Source organism: Scytonema hofmannii PCC 7110, from assembly GCF_000346485.2.
GTDB classification, from domain to species: Bacteria; Cyanobacteriota; Cyanobacteriia; order Cyanobacteriales; family Nostocaceae; genus Scytonema; species Scytonema hofmannii.
The window spans coordinates 9,253,251-9,269,905 of sequence record NZ_KQ976354.1 but is presented as its reverse complement, the minus strand read 5'-3'; the positions used below and the strand labels follow the sequence as shown (position 1 = coordinate 9,269,905).

14 protein-coding genes and 1 pseudogene are annotated in these 16,655 nt (G+C 41.2%); 3 read left to right on the top strand and 12 right to left on the bottom strand.

The window, feature by feature from the left end; translation table 11 throughout:
- The 4 genes and pseudogenes from WA1_RS60760 to WA1_RS39150 form a co-directional block, all read right to left on the bottom strand.
- Nucleotides 1–510, bottom strand: a pseudogene (locus tag WA1_RS60760) (polysaccharide deacetylase family protein); the annotation flags it as partial.
- 1,069 nt (nucleotides 511–1,579) lie between these two features.
- The gene (locus WA1_RS39160) at nucleotides 1,580–2,839 is read right to left on the bottom strand and encodes a mannosyltransferase family protein (RefSeq protein WP_017746060.1); all 1,260 of its coding nucleotides are present in this window, start codon (nucleotides 2,837–2,839) and stop codon (nucleotides 1,580–1,582) included.
- Nucleotides 2,836–4,230 carry a DUF2079 domain-containing protein gene (locus tag WA1_RS39155; protein ID WP_017746059.1) on the bottom strand — a complete coding sequence of 465 codons (1,395 nt, stop codon included), beginning with the start codon at nucleotides 4,228–4,230 and terminating at the stop codon, nucleotides 2,836–2,838. The genes WA1_RS39160 and WA1_RS39155 overlap by 4 nt, the downstream gene beginning before the upstream one ends.
- A 62-nt stretch (nucleotides 4,231–4,292) precedes the next feature.
- Nucleotides 4,293–5,465, bottom strand: coding sequence for a hypothetical protein (locus WA1_RS39150; protein ID WP_017746058.1), 1,173 nt, complete (start codon nucleotides 5,463–5,465; stop codon nucleotides 4,293–4,295).
- On the opposite strand from WA1_RS39150, the gene WA1_RS56005 reads away from it, so the two are divergent.
- Complete coding sequence (locus WA1_RS56005; protein WP_026134959.1) at nucleotides 5,464–5,697, top strand: hypothetical protein; 234 nt, start codon at nucleotides 5,464–5,466, stop codon at nucleotides 5,695–5,697. The genes WA1_RS39150 and WA1_RS56005 overlap by 2 nt on opposite strands.
- Here WA1_RS56005 and WA1_RS39145 read toward each other — a convergent pair.
- Both WA1_RS39145 and WA1_RS39140 read right to left on the bottom strand, forming a co-directional pair.
- On the bottom strand, nucleotides 5,658–6,632 hold the full coding sequence (locus WA1_RS39145; RefSeq protein WP_026134958.1) for a glycosyltransferase family 2 protein: 975 nt from the start codon (nucleotides 6,630–6,632) through the stop codon (nucleotides 5,658–5,660). The genes WA1_RS56005 and WA1_RS39145 overlap by 40 nt on opposite strands.
- A 202-nt stretch (nucleotides 6,633–6,834) precedes the next feature.
- A complete protein-coding gene (locus tag WA1_RS39140; protein WP_017746056.1) occupies nucleotides 6,835–7,575 on the bottom strand; it encodes a class I SAM-dependent methyltransferase in 741 nt (246 codons plus the stop codon).
- A gap of 81 nt (nucleotides 7,576–7,656) precedes the next feature.
- On the opposite strand from WA1_RS39140, the gene WA1_RS39135 reads away from it, so the two are divergent.
- Together WA1_RS39135 and WA1_RS39130 are read left to right on the top strand one after the other, a co-directional pair.
- Nucleotides 7,657–8,853 carry a 1-deoxy-D-xylulose-5-phosphate reductoisomerase gene (locus WA1_RS39135; protein ID WP_026134957.1) on the top strand — a complete coding sequence of 399 codons (1,197 nt, stop codon included), beginning with the start codon at nucleotides 7,657–7,659 and terminating at the stop codon, nucleotides 8,851–8,853.
- 675 nt (nucleotides 8,854–9,528) lie between these two features.
- The gene (locus WA1_RS39130) at nucleotides 9,529–9,717 is read left to right on the top strand and encodes a hypothetical protein (RefSeq protein WP_017746054.1); all 189 of its coding nucleotides are present in this window, start codon (nucleotides 9,529–9,531) and stop codon (nucleotides 9,715–9,717) included.
- Nucleotides 9,718–9,868: 151 nt separating this feature from the next.
- Here the strand turns inward: WA1_RS39130 and WA1_RS39125 are convergent, their stop codons facing one another.
- The 6 genes from WA1_RS39125 to WA1_RS60755 all read right to left on the bottom strand — a co-directional run.
- Nucleotides 9,869–10,369, bottom strand: coding sequence for an acyl-CoA thioesterase (locus WA1_RS39125; RefSeq protein ID WP_017746053.1), 501 nt, complete (start codon nucleotides 10,367–10,369; stop codon nucleotides 9,869–9,871).
- Nucleotides 10,370–10,964: 595 nt separating this feature from the next.
- On the bottom strand, nucleotides 10,965–11,309 hold the full coding sequence (locus WA1_RS39120) for a DUF1815 family protein (protein WP_017746052.1): 345 nt from the start codon (nucleotides 11,307–11,309) through the stop codon (nucleotides 10,965–10,967).
- Between the two features lie 948 nt (nucleotides 11,310–12,257).
- Entirely contained in the window at nucleotides 12,258–12,473 is a 216-nt protein-coding gene (locus WA1_RS39115; RefSeq protein WP_017746051.1) for a DUF2839 domain-containing protein, read from the bottom strand.
- 89 nt (nucleotides 12,474–12,562) lie between these two features.
- On the bottom strand, nucleotides 12,563–13,624 hold the full coding sequence (locus tag WA1_RS39110; protein ID WP_017746050.1) for a WD40 repeat domain-containing protein: 1,062 nt from the start codon (nucleotides 13,622–13,624) through the stop codon (nucleotides 12,563–12,565).
- A 23-nt stretch (nucleotides 13,625–13,647) separates the two neighbouring features.
- Nucleotides 13,648–15,612 carry a serine/threonine-protein kinase gene (locus WA1_RS39105; protein ID WP_017746049.1) on the bottom strand — a complete coding sequence of 655 codons (1,965 nt, stop codon included), beginning with the start codon at nucleotides 15,610–15,612 and terminating at the stop codon, nucleotides 13,648–13,650.
- Nucleotides 15,613–15,810: 198 nt separating this feature from the next.
- Nucleotides 15,811–16,655 (bottom strand): ATP-dependent DNA helicase (locus tag WA1_RS60755; protein ID WP_473163457.1); only part of this gene is annotated, 845 nt, incomplete at its 5' end.

Genomic DNA, 16,655 nt, shown 5'->3' with positions numbered 1-16,655 from the left:
GAAATGGTGATACCAGTGATGCCAGGTGTGGTTACCGATAATGTGACCATCTGCAACTATTTTTCTGCCTAATTCTGGGTATTCCTTGAGCATCTGTCCAACGACAAAGAAAGTACCCTTTATATTGTTTTTCTTAAGAATCTCTAGTATTTGTGTTGTGCCTTCGGGCCAGGGACCATCATCAAAAGTTAACGCAATAACTTTCTCACCTGTTATCTGGTTTGCGCTTTTAAGAGTGACGCCTTGAAAGCGGGATGGTATGGCATAGGAAAGACCTTTTACGCTTGCCTCTTGCTGCCAAGTTGCGATCATTGCCGTCTTAAATTTCTCAACTCGCTGTTGATTTCCTGTACTGGCGGCTATTTCTTTTAAATTTACAGGTTGCTCAATATGAGCTTTAGAAGCATTTGGGTTGATAGGCATCATCAAACCAACACTAAAGCTACCGCACAAAGCAACTAATGCTATTAATATTCCTTGAGACCAAACATATGATTTATTGCTTTCCACTTCCAGCGCTCCTTCACACGTGGAACCGTCAATTACGGTATGACGGTATGTTATAGCACACTTTTTTTAAATACTTAAGATTTTCAGAGATTTTCAGAAAATCTTGAAAACTAAAATACGAACTTAACAACAAATATAGATATCAATCTCATAAGTTGTAAGCTTTCGATATTGGCTAGAATTCTATTAATTGGAAGTCACATTGCTATTAAATAATAAGTAGAAATCATTTGATATTGTATAGTACTAAGGGTTTTTTTTACATAATAAAACTGATTAGACAAATCTTGCGACATTTTTTAGGCTCAGGACTTACGGAAAAATTGCTAGAAACCTTGATTTATCAAACCGCCAAGACGCCAAGAGCGCCAAGAGTTCGTAGAGCGTGCGTAAGTCCTAAGGCTAAAAGCCAAGCTGCATAAGACAGATCTATCTAGAATCTCAAAGCCAAAATTCAAAATCGTATAACCCAGTATATTCTACTGCTGAATATTGTTCTCTTCTAGAAAAAAAAGTTAAAGTTTGAACATCGTTAATATATTCTCATTTTTCAGATAGGAAGCTAGACGTAGGCTGACTTAATATGTTTCTTATTGCAAATAAGAAGATCCGGTCGATGCAACCGCCATTAACCTATCTTTACAAGATGTACTTGAGATGATTTGACTTTATTCTCTATCTAGAAGGGATCTATTTCAAGAGGGGAGAGGTTCAGGAGAGCAGAGTTCACCTAATAGTTATTTCCGTCAGCCTGTCCTAGAGTAAGTATAAGGTACAGTTGCCTTAATAGAAAACTCACAATCACAAGTTTATTACGACTATTACCTCATTAATATTCTAAGTTAAACATATATGTTTTCAGTATAAATACTGAAATTAAATATAAGTTTCATAAATTGTGTATACTCTGTATGTTTGTGATGAAGTCCTTTAAGCATTTCACTGTTGAAGAACAATGTGAAATCCTATACTAATAATTAAAGCTTGTTTAAAAAAAGCATATTGTATTTAAAAATTCTATGAAGTCAACAAAAATTGTGCTTTAATCTGCATTATCTATGTTATATCTCTATGCCACCCACAATTCCTGGGCAAACCTGACAGCAAAGCTAGCAAGTGGAATGGAAAGGGAGGATAGAACAATGTATCCCCAACGAGGATAATGGCTGAGCAGTATACCAAGTGCTATTGACAGCGATACAACGCCGTAAGCCAGACGGTTTAGGGAAATTGTACTTCCAGAAGCCAATAGCATACCGATCGCACACAACCCATAAACCAGTGCGATCGTTCTGAGTTCAGTACGTAAAAGCCACATTAGATAGGTTCCTCCAAGAATCATCACAACGTTAATCAAGGGATCTCCGGCTAACAGCCAAAGTACTAGCCCCAAGAAAGCAAAGCCGTATCTTACCTTGTTAACAGTTAATTGTTTGCGGAAACGCCATAATAAGTAACCAATGATGGTAATTATTACAAATAATAATGGATGCCAAGGGTCTTTTATATAGCCATACTTCCAATTGGTTGAACCAACAATAATTTGCATAAACATCTTTAACCAACGCATCCAGTTGAATCCCCATGAAGGACGCCATGCTTTTTGCGCGTGGAGAAATGCCAAAGGGTCGTTGTATTTTATTTGGCAATAGAGGCTAAACAAAAGTAGACCGCTACCAGTGCTTAAACTGGCAATAATAGCTTTGATCCCTCTGCGATCGAGTACCGCAACTAGCAATAAGGAGATCCACAGTGCAATTCCAGTGGGACGCGTTGCGGTGGCTAGAGAACCCCAAAGCGCAGTCCAACCGTACTTCTGGTTATCAAAAGCTCTTAAAGCTGCTGTACTCAGGAGAAGATACAAACCTTCAGTGTAAATCACTGTACCGAACAAAGACAGCGGACACCATGCCAAAACAGCAGTTGTCCACCTTGCTGCATTGACCCCATGACGCTCGTTTATCCAGGTATATAATACTATGAGTGCTCCTAAAAATGCCAGATTATTTACCAACAAGCCTGCTATTTGGAAAGGCATACCAACGCTCATTATTGCCCGAACAATTAAAGGAAATAATGGAAAAAAAGCAACAATTAAAGCTGGCTCTCCATTTTGAGAGTCAGTATAACCATGAGTTGCAATAATCCTGTATTGTTCGCTATCCCAAGCATGAAAAACATCCCAGCTAAATGTGGCTGCAATACCCCCACTTGGAGATGGAAACAAAGGAGCAATTAACAACATAAGCACTGCAATAAATAACCGACTAGCCAGCCACATTGTTATCGCAAAAAATAATCCTTTGCCAAAAGTATTTTGGAGTTTCATGGTCGTTGTTTAGAAAACAAATAAACATCATCGCGATCGTAATTTAATTGAAATGCTGAATGATTTTTGAGTTGATTGACCAAGCTAGAAGCAAACTGTTGATTGCTAGCCCAACCAGGGTGACGCACATTGAGCAACACGTATTGAAACTGAGCTAAATCCTTTGGTGGCGAATCAGCATTTGTTAACTGAATAAATTTTCGTTGTGATAAATGTGGAGAAATTGAAGCTGTTGTGTAAAGATTTTCTTTTGATTTAACTTGAGCAATAGCTTGCCTTGTAGCTTGCCAATTATCCAAAAATTCTAAATATTTGCTGCTAAAATGAGTAAATTTTGCTAAACACAAAAATGTTATTAAAGACCAAAGAATAATGGCTTTTTGGTTCCGCAACCATCCCCGATTTGAAGCAAGGCTGACAATAACAGCTAACAATAAAAATGGCAGTGCTGGTAGAGAATATTGATGAACTAAATCTTTTTGTGGTTGATAATCAGCTATGAGGTTGAGCGCGACACATGGAATTGCCCCTATTAAAGGTTTAAGACTTTGCCAAGACAGTCCCCATACAACAGGTACTAAGAGCAAAATTAAATATCCTAAGTTCTCTAGAGAGAAGACTTTTCCCAAAACAATCCCTGGTTTCAACACCAAATTTTGAGCAATTTCTACAACTGAGTTACCCAAATAACTGTAACGCCCAACTGCGGCTGCTTCCCTACCACTAAAAAAAGGAATCACAATTTGAGAACTTATGAAAAACCAGGCAATGCCGGTACCAATAGCAAAAGCACCACAGAAACGCCGTCTCTCAATCAGAAGTAGCCAAAAACCCATGGCTGCTACTGTCAGTGATAAGACAGCTTTACATCCCAAAATAAAGACAACGCCGAAACAAAACCACCCAATCTTACCCTGCTTAGCCCACCATACTGCTACTAATAACATAGGCAGAGCCATGACTTCCGGGTGGAAATCAAATAGATTGATATTGTAAACGAGTGGGTATAGTAAATACACAGTTACCATTGCAATTGATTGCCGATCTGTCAATCCAGCTTGATGCGCTAAGTACCAAGTCGGTAAAGCACCAATTGCTAAAGCAATCGCCTGTACAGCCAATAACCAGTAAACACTAGGATAAATTTTGTACAGCAAAGCTAAGGGATAGAAAACGAAAGCAGCATGATCCCCAAGAATGTGATAACCCATAAAAGAAGAAATAGGCGGCTGACCTTGACTAATCAAGTAAACTGCCTGGTCAAAGATTCCTAAATCAAAAGCCGTGGATTGAAATAGGATGTGTCGTAAACTGCTAGACACAAAGAGAATAACAGCACTAACACCAATCATCCAAACAACTGTACTAGGAATTATCAGTTTTGTTTTCATGTTAATTGTTAGTTGTTAGTTGTTAGTTGTGAGTGGGCAAATGACAAATGACAACTAGTTAATTAAGCCAACCAAAGATTCTGGGAAAATCGTACAGCAAAAGTGACCAATGGAATGGCAAAAAAGCCAATAATTAAATACCCTAAACCAGGATAGCGAGCAAGTAACAGCCCGAAAGCAAATGAAAGCGATACAATTGCATAAGCATAACGCTCAACAGAAGCTACAAGTCCCGTATTAAAAATCATTGCATAAGAGAAAAAGCCATAGATAAGAGCAGCAAGAGGGATATTCTTCCTTAAGAACCAAAGCAAAAAGAGACCACCAAAAACGATCGCTACTTTCAGGAATGCATCTCCAGCCATAAGCCAAAGCAAGAACAACAAAAAACCAAATCCGTATCTTGCCTTTACAAAACCTAGTTGAGAACGGAACCGCCACAGGACATAACCAAGCCCAACTACAATTGCAAACAGTAGTGGATACGAAAAGTCTCTGATGCCGCCGTATTTTACATTGACTGGGCCAACCACAATATGCATTAGCATCTTCCACCAACTGCGCCAGTCAAAGCCATAGGAGGAACGCCACCCTTTCTGAGCATGAAGAAATGCTAAGAAGTCCCCAAATTTTATTTGACAATATAAACTGTAGAGAAGCAAACCTCCACCAGCAGCCAAACTAGCAATAAAAGCTTTAGTACCTCTGCGCTGTTTCCAAGACGCAAATAGAAAAGCTGGTATAAGTGCTAATCCTGTGATTCGTGTTGCTGTGGCTAACGATCCCCAAAATGCTACCCAAGCGTATTCCTTGTTATCAAAAGCTCGCAAAGCAGATGTGCTGCACAAGAGAAACAGCCCTTCCGTATAAATTACAGTTCCATAAAGGGAATAGGGACACCACGCTAAAACAGCAGTTGCCCAACGAGCAGCGCTTGTACTGTAACGCTCTTCAACCCATAAGTAAAGAACTCCCAATGCTGCTAAAAACGCCAAGTTATTTACCAATGTACCTGCGACTTCAAAGGACAAGCCAAAGGTCATAAATACTCGCGTAACTAAGGGAAATAATGGAAAAAATGCAACTGAATATAATTTATTGTTATCGGAGTAATAGTAACCATTATTTGCAATTTGCCCGTACCAACCGCTATCCCAAGCAGAGAAAACATCCCAATCAAATTTAGCAGCGACACCATTTGGTGGGGCAGGAATCAACGGGGCGATTAATAACATGACAATGATGATGACTAGTCGGCTCGATAGCCACATTGTCAAAGGGAAAAAATTGATGGGCATGGGGGATGGGGCATTGGGGATTGGTCACTGTGATGTTGGGTTTCGTTCCTCAACCCAACCTACTGGTCACTGGTCACTGGTCACTGTTAAAAGTGATGTTGGGTTTCGTTCCTCAACCCAACCTACTGGTCACTGGTCACTGGTCACTGTTAAAAGTACTGATGGTTGAGAAATACCCCCAGTTTCTTTCAAGGTATAAATAGGACGCCCTTTCACTTCTTCATAGATACGACCAATGTATTCTCCAAGAATACCAATGCAGAATAATTGAACAGACCCGATAAAGAATAGAGCAATGGTTATCAGGGTAAAACCCATTAATGGAGTCGCTCGATCAAATAAGCGCCAGTAAAGCACGAGGACTATCATCAGTACTGCAACGCCTGCTGACACTAACCCCAAGTAGGTTGCTAACCTCAGGGGAACTCTTGATAGAGAAATAATTCCGTTAAGCGCTAACGCCCAGGATTTACCAAAGGTATATTTGACTTTTCCCGCATAACGAGCTTCTCTTTCAAAGTAAACAGCAGTTTGGCGAAATCCTACCCAAGCCCTTAAACCGCGAATGTAGCGGTTGCGTTCTGGCATCGTGTTGAGGACATCGACAACTTGCCTATCCATTAAGCAAAAATCTCCTGTATCCGGTGGTATGTCTACATCTGACAACCGTTGGAGAATGCGATAAAAAGCAAAAGCAGTAAAGCGTTTTAACCAACTTTCTTGTTTGCGAGAGATCCGTTGGGCATAGACGACTTGGTAACCTTGTCGCCATTTTTCAATCATGGACAAAATCAGTTCGGGTGGATCTTGTAAGTCGGCATCCATGACGATCGCAATCCTACCCTGAACGAAGTTCAAACCTGCTGTGACTGCGATTTGATGACCAAAATTTCGAGCTAGGCTCAAGTATCGTATCCGACTATCGCGAAGACGGAGATCGCGTATCAGAAATAGCGAGCGATCGCGACTTCCATCATCTACTAAGATGACCTCTGTTTCCCCGTCTAATTGCTTCATCACGTGACATAGACGACGGTGCATTTCAGAAATGTTTTCTTCCTCGTTATATATCGGTATAACTATGGAGTATATTGGCTTAATCACATTAGGGGGTAGGGGGTAGGGAGTGGGGAGTTGGGGGTCGGGGGTCGGGGGTAGGGATTAGAGTTAGGACAAATACTTATAAATAACTAAGCATCATACAGGACATATTGCAAGCAAAATAACAGATAAGTAAACTGCAAAAAAAAATGTATCAGTCTACCTCAGTCACTAACCCCACTCCCCACTCCCTACTCCCCACTCCCTACTCCGTTTTCTGTGCTAAAAGCACAATAGATACACCAAACGGTAAGCTAAACCGATTCAGTAAATAGCGCTCGCTTGCAAACAAAAGACTCAAAAACCGATTCATAGGTTTCGATGGCAAAGCTATATCACTGCTAGCAACAGAATTGCTCTTCAAGCGAAACAACTTCCGCAAGCCACGAACAAGAGCAACAACAGGGAACAAAAAAGTATTAAAGTAGCTGCCATAACGCACGGCAAAACCAGCTTTTCTGAGAAGTTGCTTCAAGGCTTTTAACACGTAACGACGTTTGTGATGGTTAATTTCATCATGCTGGCTCCATAAAAACTGGTAGGCAGGAACTGTCACTAATAACCAACCACCAGGCTTAAGCCTTGAATGCAATGCTAGTAAAGCTGCTTTATCATCATCTATATGTTCCAGAACATCAAGTATAACAATAAGATCGTATTTCTCTTTCCAAGGAATATTATTTGGTAAACTTCCCAACTGAACTTGGGTAACTTGCCGCTCGTTGGCAATTATACAAGCAACTTCATCTAACTCCATTGCCGACAGCTGACCGTGTCGAGCCAGCATACTCAAGTTACCACCCGTACCGCACCCAGCTTCTAAAATTTTGGGATTTTTTGGCAAAGTGAGTTTGCGAATCATCATATCCACGATCGCACGGCGACCAACAAACCACCAATGCTTTTCTTCAACAGAGGCATACTGTAGATAAAAATTTTTGTCCATGAGTATAAATATTGAGAAATTTACTGGTCACTGGTCACTGGTCACTTTATAGTATTGTTGTTTGTCGATCCCGAAATAATTGTGAAAGCAATAACACTTCTTGGTTCTACTGGCTCGATTGGTACCCAGACTTTAGATATAGTAGCTCAGTCAAGCGATCGCTTTCGGATTGTGGGACTTGCAGCTGGGAATAATGTAGAACTATTGGCTTCTCAAATCCGGCAATTTCGACCAAGCATAGCTGCTCTGTGCGCGGTAGAGAAATTACCAGCACTTAAAGAAGCAATCAAAGATATCGATCCCCAACCCATTTTACTTGCAGGTGAGGCTGGAGTTATTGAGGTTGCCCGATACGGTGATGCTGAAACAGTCGTCACGGGTATTGTTGGTTGTGCGGGTTTGCTACCCACTATTGCAGCAATTGAAGCTGGTAAAGATATTGCCTTGGCAAATAAAGAAACACTCATTGCTGGTGGTCCCGTCGTTTTACCCCTGATTGAAAAACACGGTGTAAAATTGCTGCCAGCAGATTCAGAACATTCGGCTATTTTTCAGTGTTTGCAAGGTGTTCCACCAGGTGGTTTAAAGAAAATTTTACTGACTGCTTCTGGTGGTGCTTTCCGTGATTGGGAAGTGGAAAAGTTAGCAGAAGTGACGGTTGCTGATGCTCTTAAACATCCCAATTGGACTATGGGGCGGAAAATCACTGTAGATTCTGCCACTTTAATGAATAAAGGGTTGGAAGTCATTGAAGCGCACTTCCTCTTTGGATTGGATTACAAAGACATCGAAATTGTGATTCATCCCCAAAGTATCATTCACTCGCTGATTGAACTGCAAGATACCTCTGTCTTGGCTCAACTCGGTTGGCCTGATATGCGCTTACCCCTACTTTACGCTTTATCCTGGCCCGATCGCATTTACACAAATTGGGAACGCTTGGATTTAGTTAAAGTTGGCAGTTTAACCTTCCGCGAACCCGATCATCAGAAGTACCCTTGTATGAAGTTAGCCTACGCTGTAGGTCGTGCTGGTGGTTCAATGCCAGCTGTATTAAATGCGGCAAATGAGCAAGCTGTGGCTTTGTTTCTAGAAGAAAAAATCCGGTTTTTAGATATTCCTTGGTGTATTGAATGGGTGTGCGAGCGCCACTCAAAAGATAACCGTTCAAATCCTTCTTTAGATGACATTGTGGCAGCAGATCGGTGGGCAAGACAGGAAGTTTTAACAGCAACAGACAACTTGAAATCTCGTTCTCAGATTATTTCTGCACGGTAACTTTATCAAATTCAATAAGTTAAAAGTCAAAAGTCAAAGCATTTTGGCTTTTAACTTTTGACTTTTGAATGCTGACTTTAATTAGCTTCTACCTGGAGATACAGTACCTGAGGTTGTGTTTATCAATGATACCCCTATAAAGTAACTAACAATAACAATATGTATGCTGTTAGAAACTAATATATTTGGTACTGAATAATACCGTTTTACAGCCACTTCTGAGATAGTGCCATCCTTAAAAGTACTGAATTTTTCCATTGAGAATTATAGAAAATAAGATCCCCATTATATCTAATTTTTATAGCACTCTTTGAAGAAAGTCAATAAAAATTACCATATTTTTTTGTAAAAAGTATCTACATCTTACTTAATTTCTGATTTTTTTGTTGTATATTAAGCGGAGAACAATTACAAAACTCAAAATCAACCCATAATGTATTAGATATACTTATTTGGCGTGAGGGCTGTTAGTAGTTATTGGTTAACAGTTAGCAGTCAAACTTCAAGTCTCTAGTTACTGTCGCTACTAACTACTAACCACTAACAATCCTCATGAAGAATATGAAACCTCTATACTTATGAGAGTATTACATTTGTAATTGTTAAAAAGTCCGGCTTTTCTTTGTCAATTCACACATTTGTTCATCAGGGTTATCTAAAAGGAGTAGTGTGTCTATGATTGCTACACTGCTTGTAGCTTGGATTGTCTTTACAATCCTAGTTAAAGCTATGAAAACAACGGCAAATACTGCATTTATTATTGCTGTCAGCATTGTTTTATTAGAAGCAGGTTTTGGTATTAGTCCTCCAGATATTTGGAACTCTGTGATGGATTTGCCCAAATCTACGCAAACTAACCAGTGAGAAGTGACCAGTGAGCAGTGACCAGTGACCAGTGACCAGTAAGCAGTGACTAGTGAGCAGGTGTATTCACGACTATATTGTTATGAAAAAAAGAAAATACTTTCAAGCATGGGGGCTAATTCTTTACTGGTAACTGGTAACTGGTCACTGGTCACTGATTTATTGATGCAGAAAGGCGTGCCAAAACGTCCTGCACAGCAGCCGGTAACTGACGCAAGACTTTACCTCGTTCGCGATCCACTGCCACTAAAGTAACCTTTGCAGTCATATATAACTCTTGTCTATCTGGTGATTCAATTGCATAATCCCAGTTAATACGAACGCCTGTGACCTCAGCCATGCGCGTTCTAACAACTGCTGCCATACCTAATTGAATAGAACGGTGATAGCGTACTGACAGTTCTACAACTGGTAAATCGCAGCCCAATACTACAAGCTCTGCGTAATCAACCCCAATTGCTCGCAAGCATTCTACACGTGCTTCTTCCATCCAAGCTATGTAAGTACCGTGCCAAACAACACCCGTATAGTCAGTATGGTGCGGTTGAGCTCTCACAGGATATTCAAACCAATTCTCTAATTCTTGATTTGATAATTTGTCAAGAGCACTTGTGGGAGAAAGTTGTGGCTGATTTAGCTTTTCGTCTGACATTTTCAAAACTCAAAAGACTGCCTCATCTGACATAGCACAAAATTTGTACGACTTGTGCAACAGATTCTTTGAAGAAACAAGGTCAAGGGCAGAGGGCTGAAGTTTTTGGAAATCTTTGATAGCGCTGTAAGCCATAATATAGAGCGATCCCCAAGTCACAGCACGATAGTTGAAGCGAAAAGGGATCGAGCCTTTACAACAAGTTCGGGTTGGAAAGACTTTGCAGATATTACTCCTGCCACTAGTCTGGGGAATTGAGGTAATGAGAGGAAATTTTCGATTTTAGTGGCTAAATTTAGAAAACTGGCGCTAAACCTGTTAATGCTTCACTATTAGCAGCTAATAGTGACGCACCCAATTATGAATGAATGCATATTGCATTTACTTTATTGTCAAAAAAATTTGACAATAGCACGGGAAAAAATGACACGATCGCCATACCTTTGATCGGTATCGTCAATCAATTACCCTGATTATTGGGCTATATCCATCTTGATAGCTAATCGCTAATGGCTAATAGTCAATAATTGATAGCTAACCGTTTGTCAGGGAAAGCAATTAGCGATCGTCTTTGAGCTTTTTAGCAATGTTAAATTTAATAACGCTTAGCTAGAGTTTTAGTTGCTGTGGGTGGTTGCACGGGATGCTTGACAATATTGGCAAGTTCCTGTAGCTGGTTTACCGCCTCTGCGCCTTCTAGTTTCATCAATTCGCGATCGTCCCGCATCTCAGTCCATGTGATCCCGTAGTCGGAGACCAAAAATCGGATGAGGTGATTTTCTCCTAAGCTGACCATAAATGATGCACTGTTCATTTGGTCGCCACAAGTATAGCAGGATGCTGGATATCCCCGCCTCTCTAGCACGATTGCCAAAGCTTGCAGGTTCATCACTAAGTCTTGGACGAATTGCCTATGTTGTTGTGCTAATCTGAGAAACACGTCTTTCCTCCTAACACCACTATCATTTGGGTCTCTTTTATATTTTTTTTAGATTCTCTCTCCAACTGGTATTGTAAACTATCCATTACAATTCTATAGATGTAAACAGAATCCTTAATTGCTACCTAGATTAGGTTAATCTATATATTTCTGGATTGTCGTATCAAAATATTCAGTTTGCTAGTCCATAATTTCGGACAGAACAGAAAAAGTTTATATTGTCTTTATAAAGTTCTGTCAGGTAGACGAAAAGCAGGAGTAATTCGCTATTAGACTAACTTAAATTTGGCACAAGTCAATTAAAGAAAATACCGATATTTCCTTTTTATCGGCTACATTACACTAAAAATGCTACCCCTGATGCCATAAGCGCATCTTTACACCCTTCAAATTGTAAGAGATGGCAAGCTGACTTGGCAGTTATCTCACAGCAATTAGTATGACACAATATTCCAACTATCTGCTTCACGGTCTTGAAAATAGGGAGTGGGGAGTAGAGGTACTACTACTTTGCGTTAGGGATATCCAAGAAATAAATTATCCATCTTGTGGGACGGGCGTCCTCGCCCGTTCTTTATTAGTGACGGGCTAGAAGCCCGTACCACAAGAGAAAGTTGGTTACTTTTTCCTTTGGAAGTCCCTTACCTGATTTTCAAGGCAGCACGTGCATTTCTTAAAGTTTAGACTTAAAGCAAGTAGTTCTTTTCTTCCGCAGGCAACTGTCAACCTAAAGAGTAACTATTTATACAAAATTTTCATCTTCTATAATCTCAAGTGAAAAACCTGAATCGTTTGATTTAACACTGAAGATACCTAAAATCTAAAAAACTGTGTTGCCATTTCGGCAAATATTTTATACTTTGTTAGTAGTTAGTAGTTAGTAGTTAGTAGTTAGTAGTTTTTTCCCTACTCCCTACTCCCTACTCCCCACTCCCTACTCCCTAAGCATTAACCAACAACTTGCCACCAACCAAAAGCCGGACCGATAAAACGAATGGTCAACCAAGCAACGACCAAACCGCCGATTCCAAACCAGGTTAGGCGATTTGCCCATTTAACAAGAAATTCTGCTTGCGATTTGGTAACGGGTACCCAAGGTAGGATACGGGTTTCTTGACCGTATTTCTCTCCTATTAATTCTTTACGACGCTTTGCTTCACCCATAGTGTTAAAAAAGAATCAATTCTATGGCTGATAATAGCGCTTGGTTGCACCAATAGGGAGAAAAAGTTATGAGTTTTAGCAGTTCTTATCTAAAACGAAAAGACCCTGGCAGTCTTATCTCCACTACCACTGGCAAAGCCTTGCCCATCTGGATAAAAGACAACAGACGTGACAACATCAGAATCTGATGTAAATGTACGGATTTGTTCTCCCGTATTTCCATTCCAGAGTTTGATGGTTTTATCCTCACTACCACTGATTAAGGTTTGCCCATCGCGGTTGAAGGCAACAGAGTTAATCAAACTGGTGTGGCCAGCAAGAGTCCGATTAAGTTCTCCCGTACTGACATTCCACAACTTGATTGTTTTGTCGTTGCTACCAGTAGCTAGAGTTTGCCCATCAGGGCTGAAGGCAAGCGATCGCACTGAATCTTGATGTCCGCGTATAGTGCGAATGAGTATTCCTTGGGTTGAGTTCCAAAGCTTAATGGTTTTGTCTTTGCTAGCGCTAGCAATTGTTTGACCGTCAGGGCTAATAGCAACAGCAAACACTCCTTCGGTATGACCTTTAAGAGTATGGAGAGATTTACCCGTTTGCACGTTCCATACTTTAATCGTGTTATCCCAACTGCTACTAACGAGTGTTTGCCCATCTGGGCTGAAAACAACCGATCTGACATTTTTGGGATGCTCGGCCAAAGTCTGAATGAGTTTTCCTGATGACACATCCCAAAGTTTGATAGTTGCATCCTTCCCACTACTAGCTAACATCTGTCCGTTGGGACTGAAAACAACTGACAAAACTCCTTTAGAATGCCCGAATAAAGTCTCAAACTGTTTTCCGGTTTGCAAATCCCAAAGTTTAACAGTTTTGTCCTCACTAGCAGTCGCAAGTAAAGGCAAACGCCTCTTTGACATGGCATCCGGACTCACCGCAACTGACCAAACCCGGTCGGTATGACCTGTAAAGGTTTGTACAAGATGAATCTTCTGCCAATTTATGGGTTTTACTTCAATAGAAGAATTGGTCTGCCACTGATAAACCCCGAATGCAGTGCCAGAAAGCGCTACTACAGCCGCAATACCCCCAATAAGCAGTTTTGAGGGTTTGCGAACAGGAGCTTGGTTTTGAGTTTTTTTGTTATCTAGCATGGGAGACCTCTAACTTTATTATGTTATTTCCATATCCTCATAGTTCGATCGCGACTACCACTTACTAGAATGTGTCCCCAAGAACTCATCGTCATAGTCAATACCCAGTCAGAGTGCCCGGAAAGAGTTTGATACAAATTTCCCGTTTGTAAGTCCCAAATCTTAACGGTTTTATCAACACTTGCACTAGCCAGTGTTTCGCCATCAAAACCAAAGGCGACGGCAACAACGCGATCGCTATGTCCTTGAATTGTGCGGAGTAACTTGCCTGTTGTGATATCCCAAATCTTTACTGTGTTGTCCCAACTGCCACTGGCAAACTTTTGCCCATCTGGGCTAATGGCTACAGATCTGACAGCATCAGTATGATCTTCAAGCGTGCGAATTAATTTTCCGGTTTGTAGATTCCAAATCTTGATAGTTTTATCTTGGCTACCACTGACAACAGTCAGACCATCAGGTGTCAAAGCCAGAGAAAAAACTGCGCTCTTATGTCCGTTCAGAGTTTTTAAGAGTTCTCCAGTGCGGACATTCCAAATTTTAATAGTGTTATCTTGTCCTCCACTGACAAGGGTTTGACCATCACGGCTTAAGGTCAGCGACCAAACGGGTTGAGAGTGCCCCTTGAGGGTATTAAGCAGTTGACCCGTCCGAGTCTGCCAAATTTTGATAGTATTGTCCCCACTCCCACTCACCAATGTTTGTCCATCTGCACTGAGACTCACTGCTCTGACATTCTCAGAATGCGCTCTTAGCGTATGTAATAGTTTTCCAGTGACGGCTTGCCAAATTTTAATGGTTTTGTCCTCGCTACCACTTGCAAGAGTTTGTCCATCCGCACTTAAAGCAACTGACCAAACAAAACTCTCATGAGCAGCAACAACTCTTGCAAGAATGTATCCTTCTTCTTTGCCTCTTAAGGAGGTTTGTTCTTGGTTGTCCGTGGGATTGTCTTCTTTGGGTATGAGGGATTTGGGTACTAGGAAAAAGTAAAGCCCTGCGGCTGTAGCGATCGCAAGAGTTATAACTCCTAGCCCTATGGGTAGCCATTTTGCCAAAAACTGGTGCTGAGGTGTTGCTTCAATCCTTGTTACATCTGAACCTGTAGAATGACTGAATAATGGCGATCTTGATTCGATAGCAAAAGTTCGACTGGGTTGGTCAATTTTTTGTAAGTTTTGTAAGACATCGTCTACTTTTTGATAGCGTTGGCGGCGATCGGACTCCACCATTTTTTCCAATATCTCAGTCAGTTCTTGACTAATTGAAGCCCCATCGCGCCAATTTTTTATACCTGCATACGGACTATTAGGATCGATAAGAGTTTTTATTTCTTGAGCAGATAATCCACTTGCTGCTTGTATGCCAATAACTCCCACTGCATAAACATCGCTGTTAAGTTGAGGGTAACCGTAAATTTGTTCTGGGGGCATATAAGCTGGAGTGCCTACTGCCATTGTTAAATTTTGTAAACCTTCCCCATCTAGGGGTGGAATTTGTTTAACTGTACCGAAGTCGATTAAAACTAATTTATCGTCTGTTTGTCTTCTAATTAAGTTAGAAGGTTTCACATCGCGGTGAATAACTCCGTAACTGTGAACAAATTGTAAGATTTCTAAAATACTAGTTAATAAATTGGTAACCCGTTTTGAGTCCCAGGGTTGTCCCAAAATTAGCTCATGGGTGAGCGTGTGTCCGGCAATGTACTCTTGAACTAGATAAAATTCTTTGTCTTCTTCAAAATACGCTAGTAATTGTGGAATTTGGTCATGTAAACCCAATCTTTCCAAAATTTCCGCTTCATTTTTAAACCAAAGCTGAATCTTTGGCATCAATTCTGGGTTTTGTTTTGTTGGTCGTAGTTGCTTGACGACACAGACAGGATGACCGGGACGGTGGGTGTCGTTAGCAAGATAAGTTTGCCCAAATCCTCCTTGTGCTAAAACTTGAATAATTTGATAGCGACCACCCAAAAGTTGACCGTTCATAAACTTTTATGCACCGAATTTACATATTTGGCGTGAAATTGTTAGTAGTTAGTGGTTAGTAATTAGTGATAACGATCGCTGGTCGCTGGTCACTGGTCACTGGTCACTGGTTATTGGTGTGAAACTGAATTTACAAGCATTTTACCTACTAACTACTAACTACTAACAGCCTTCATAAAGCATAATTCCCGATCTTCCTCAAGCCGAGTCTTCCTCTTGGGTGGGGGAGAACAAGCTGGGGTCAAGATAATTTATTCGTGCTAAAGGGCTGAGGGCAGCCAAAACTTGAGCGCCGTAGCTTCTAAGAATGACACGAGTATCTAGCAGGGCGACAACACCTTTGCTTTCTCGCACGGGGGCAATAGCCCGTTGCAATTCATTCAACGCAGAGGGTAACAAGTACAGGCGGAACCAATCCTGATGCGATCGCTTGTAGTATGACACTCTTCCTGCCACTAAAGGATGTTCTAGGGATGGCAGGGGTAAAGTCGAGACAACCAAGAGTTGAGGGGCTGGTAAAACTTTTTGATGTTCGCGCCAGAATTCCCAGCCCGTCACCAAAATACCTTTCTCATCCAAACATGTTTTTTCTACCTGCACTCGCGAACCGAACTCAGCCGCCAGAATAGCACCCACTTGAGCTTTTAGTGGTACATCCCCCACGATCACAACAGTCAAACCGGGGGCTGTAGCGCTGAGACACACCAAAGTTCGCACTTTATGAATAAATGCTGCCTGAAATTCTGGCGTGTTAGGTAGGGGGAACTGGTAAGGTACATACAATTGGATGGCTTCTGTTTGGCTATCCGATGAAAACTTCAAACAAGTCAAATCACCCAAGCCCAATCGGGCGCGGAATAGAGGTGCTTCCGTTTCCGATTCTAAGGCAGTCCCAATGAGCACAACAGGTTGCCGTTGCCAAATTGTCTCGAGTCTCGTGCTTAATTGAATCGGAGCGCAGTGTAAAGAAAACAAACCCGGCCGGCGAGCAATAGTTGCCCAAAGGAGGGGAGGGTAGAGGAGAGGGGGAGGGGGGGAGAGGG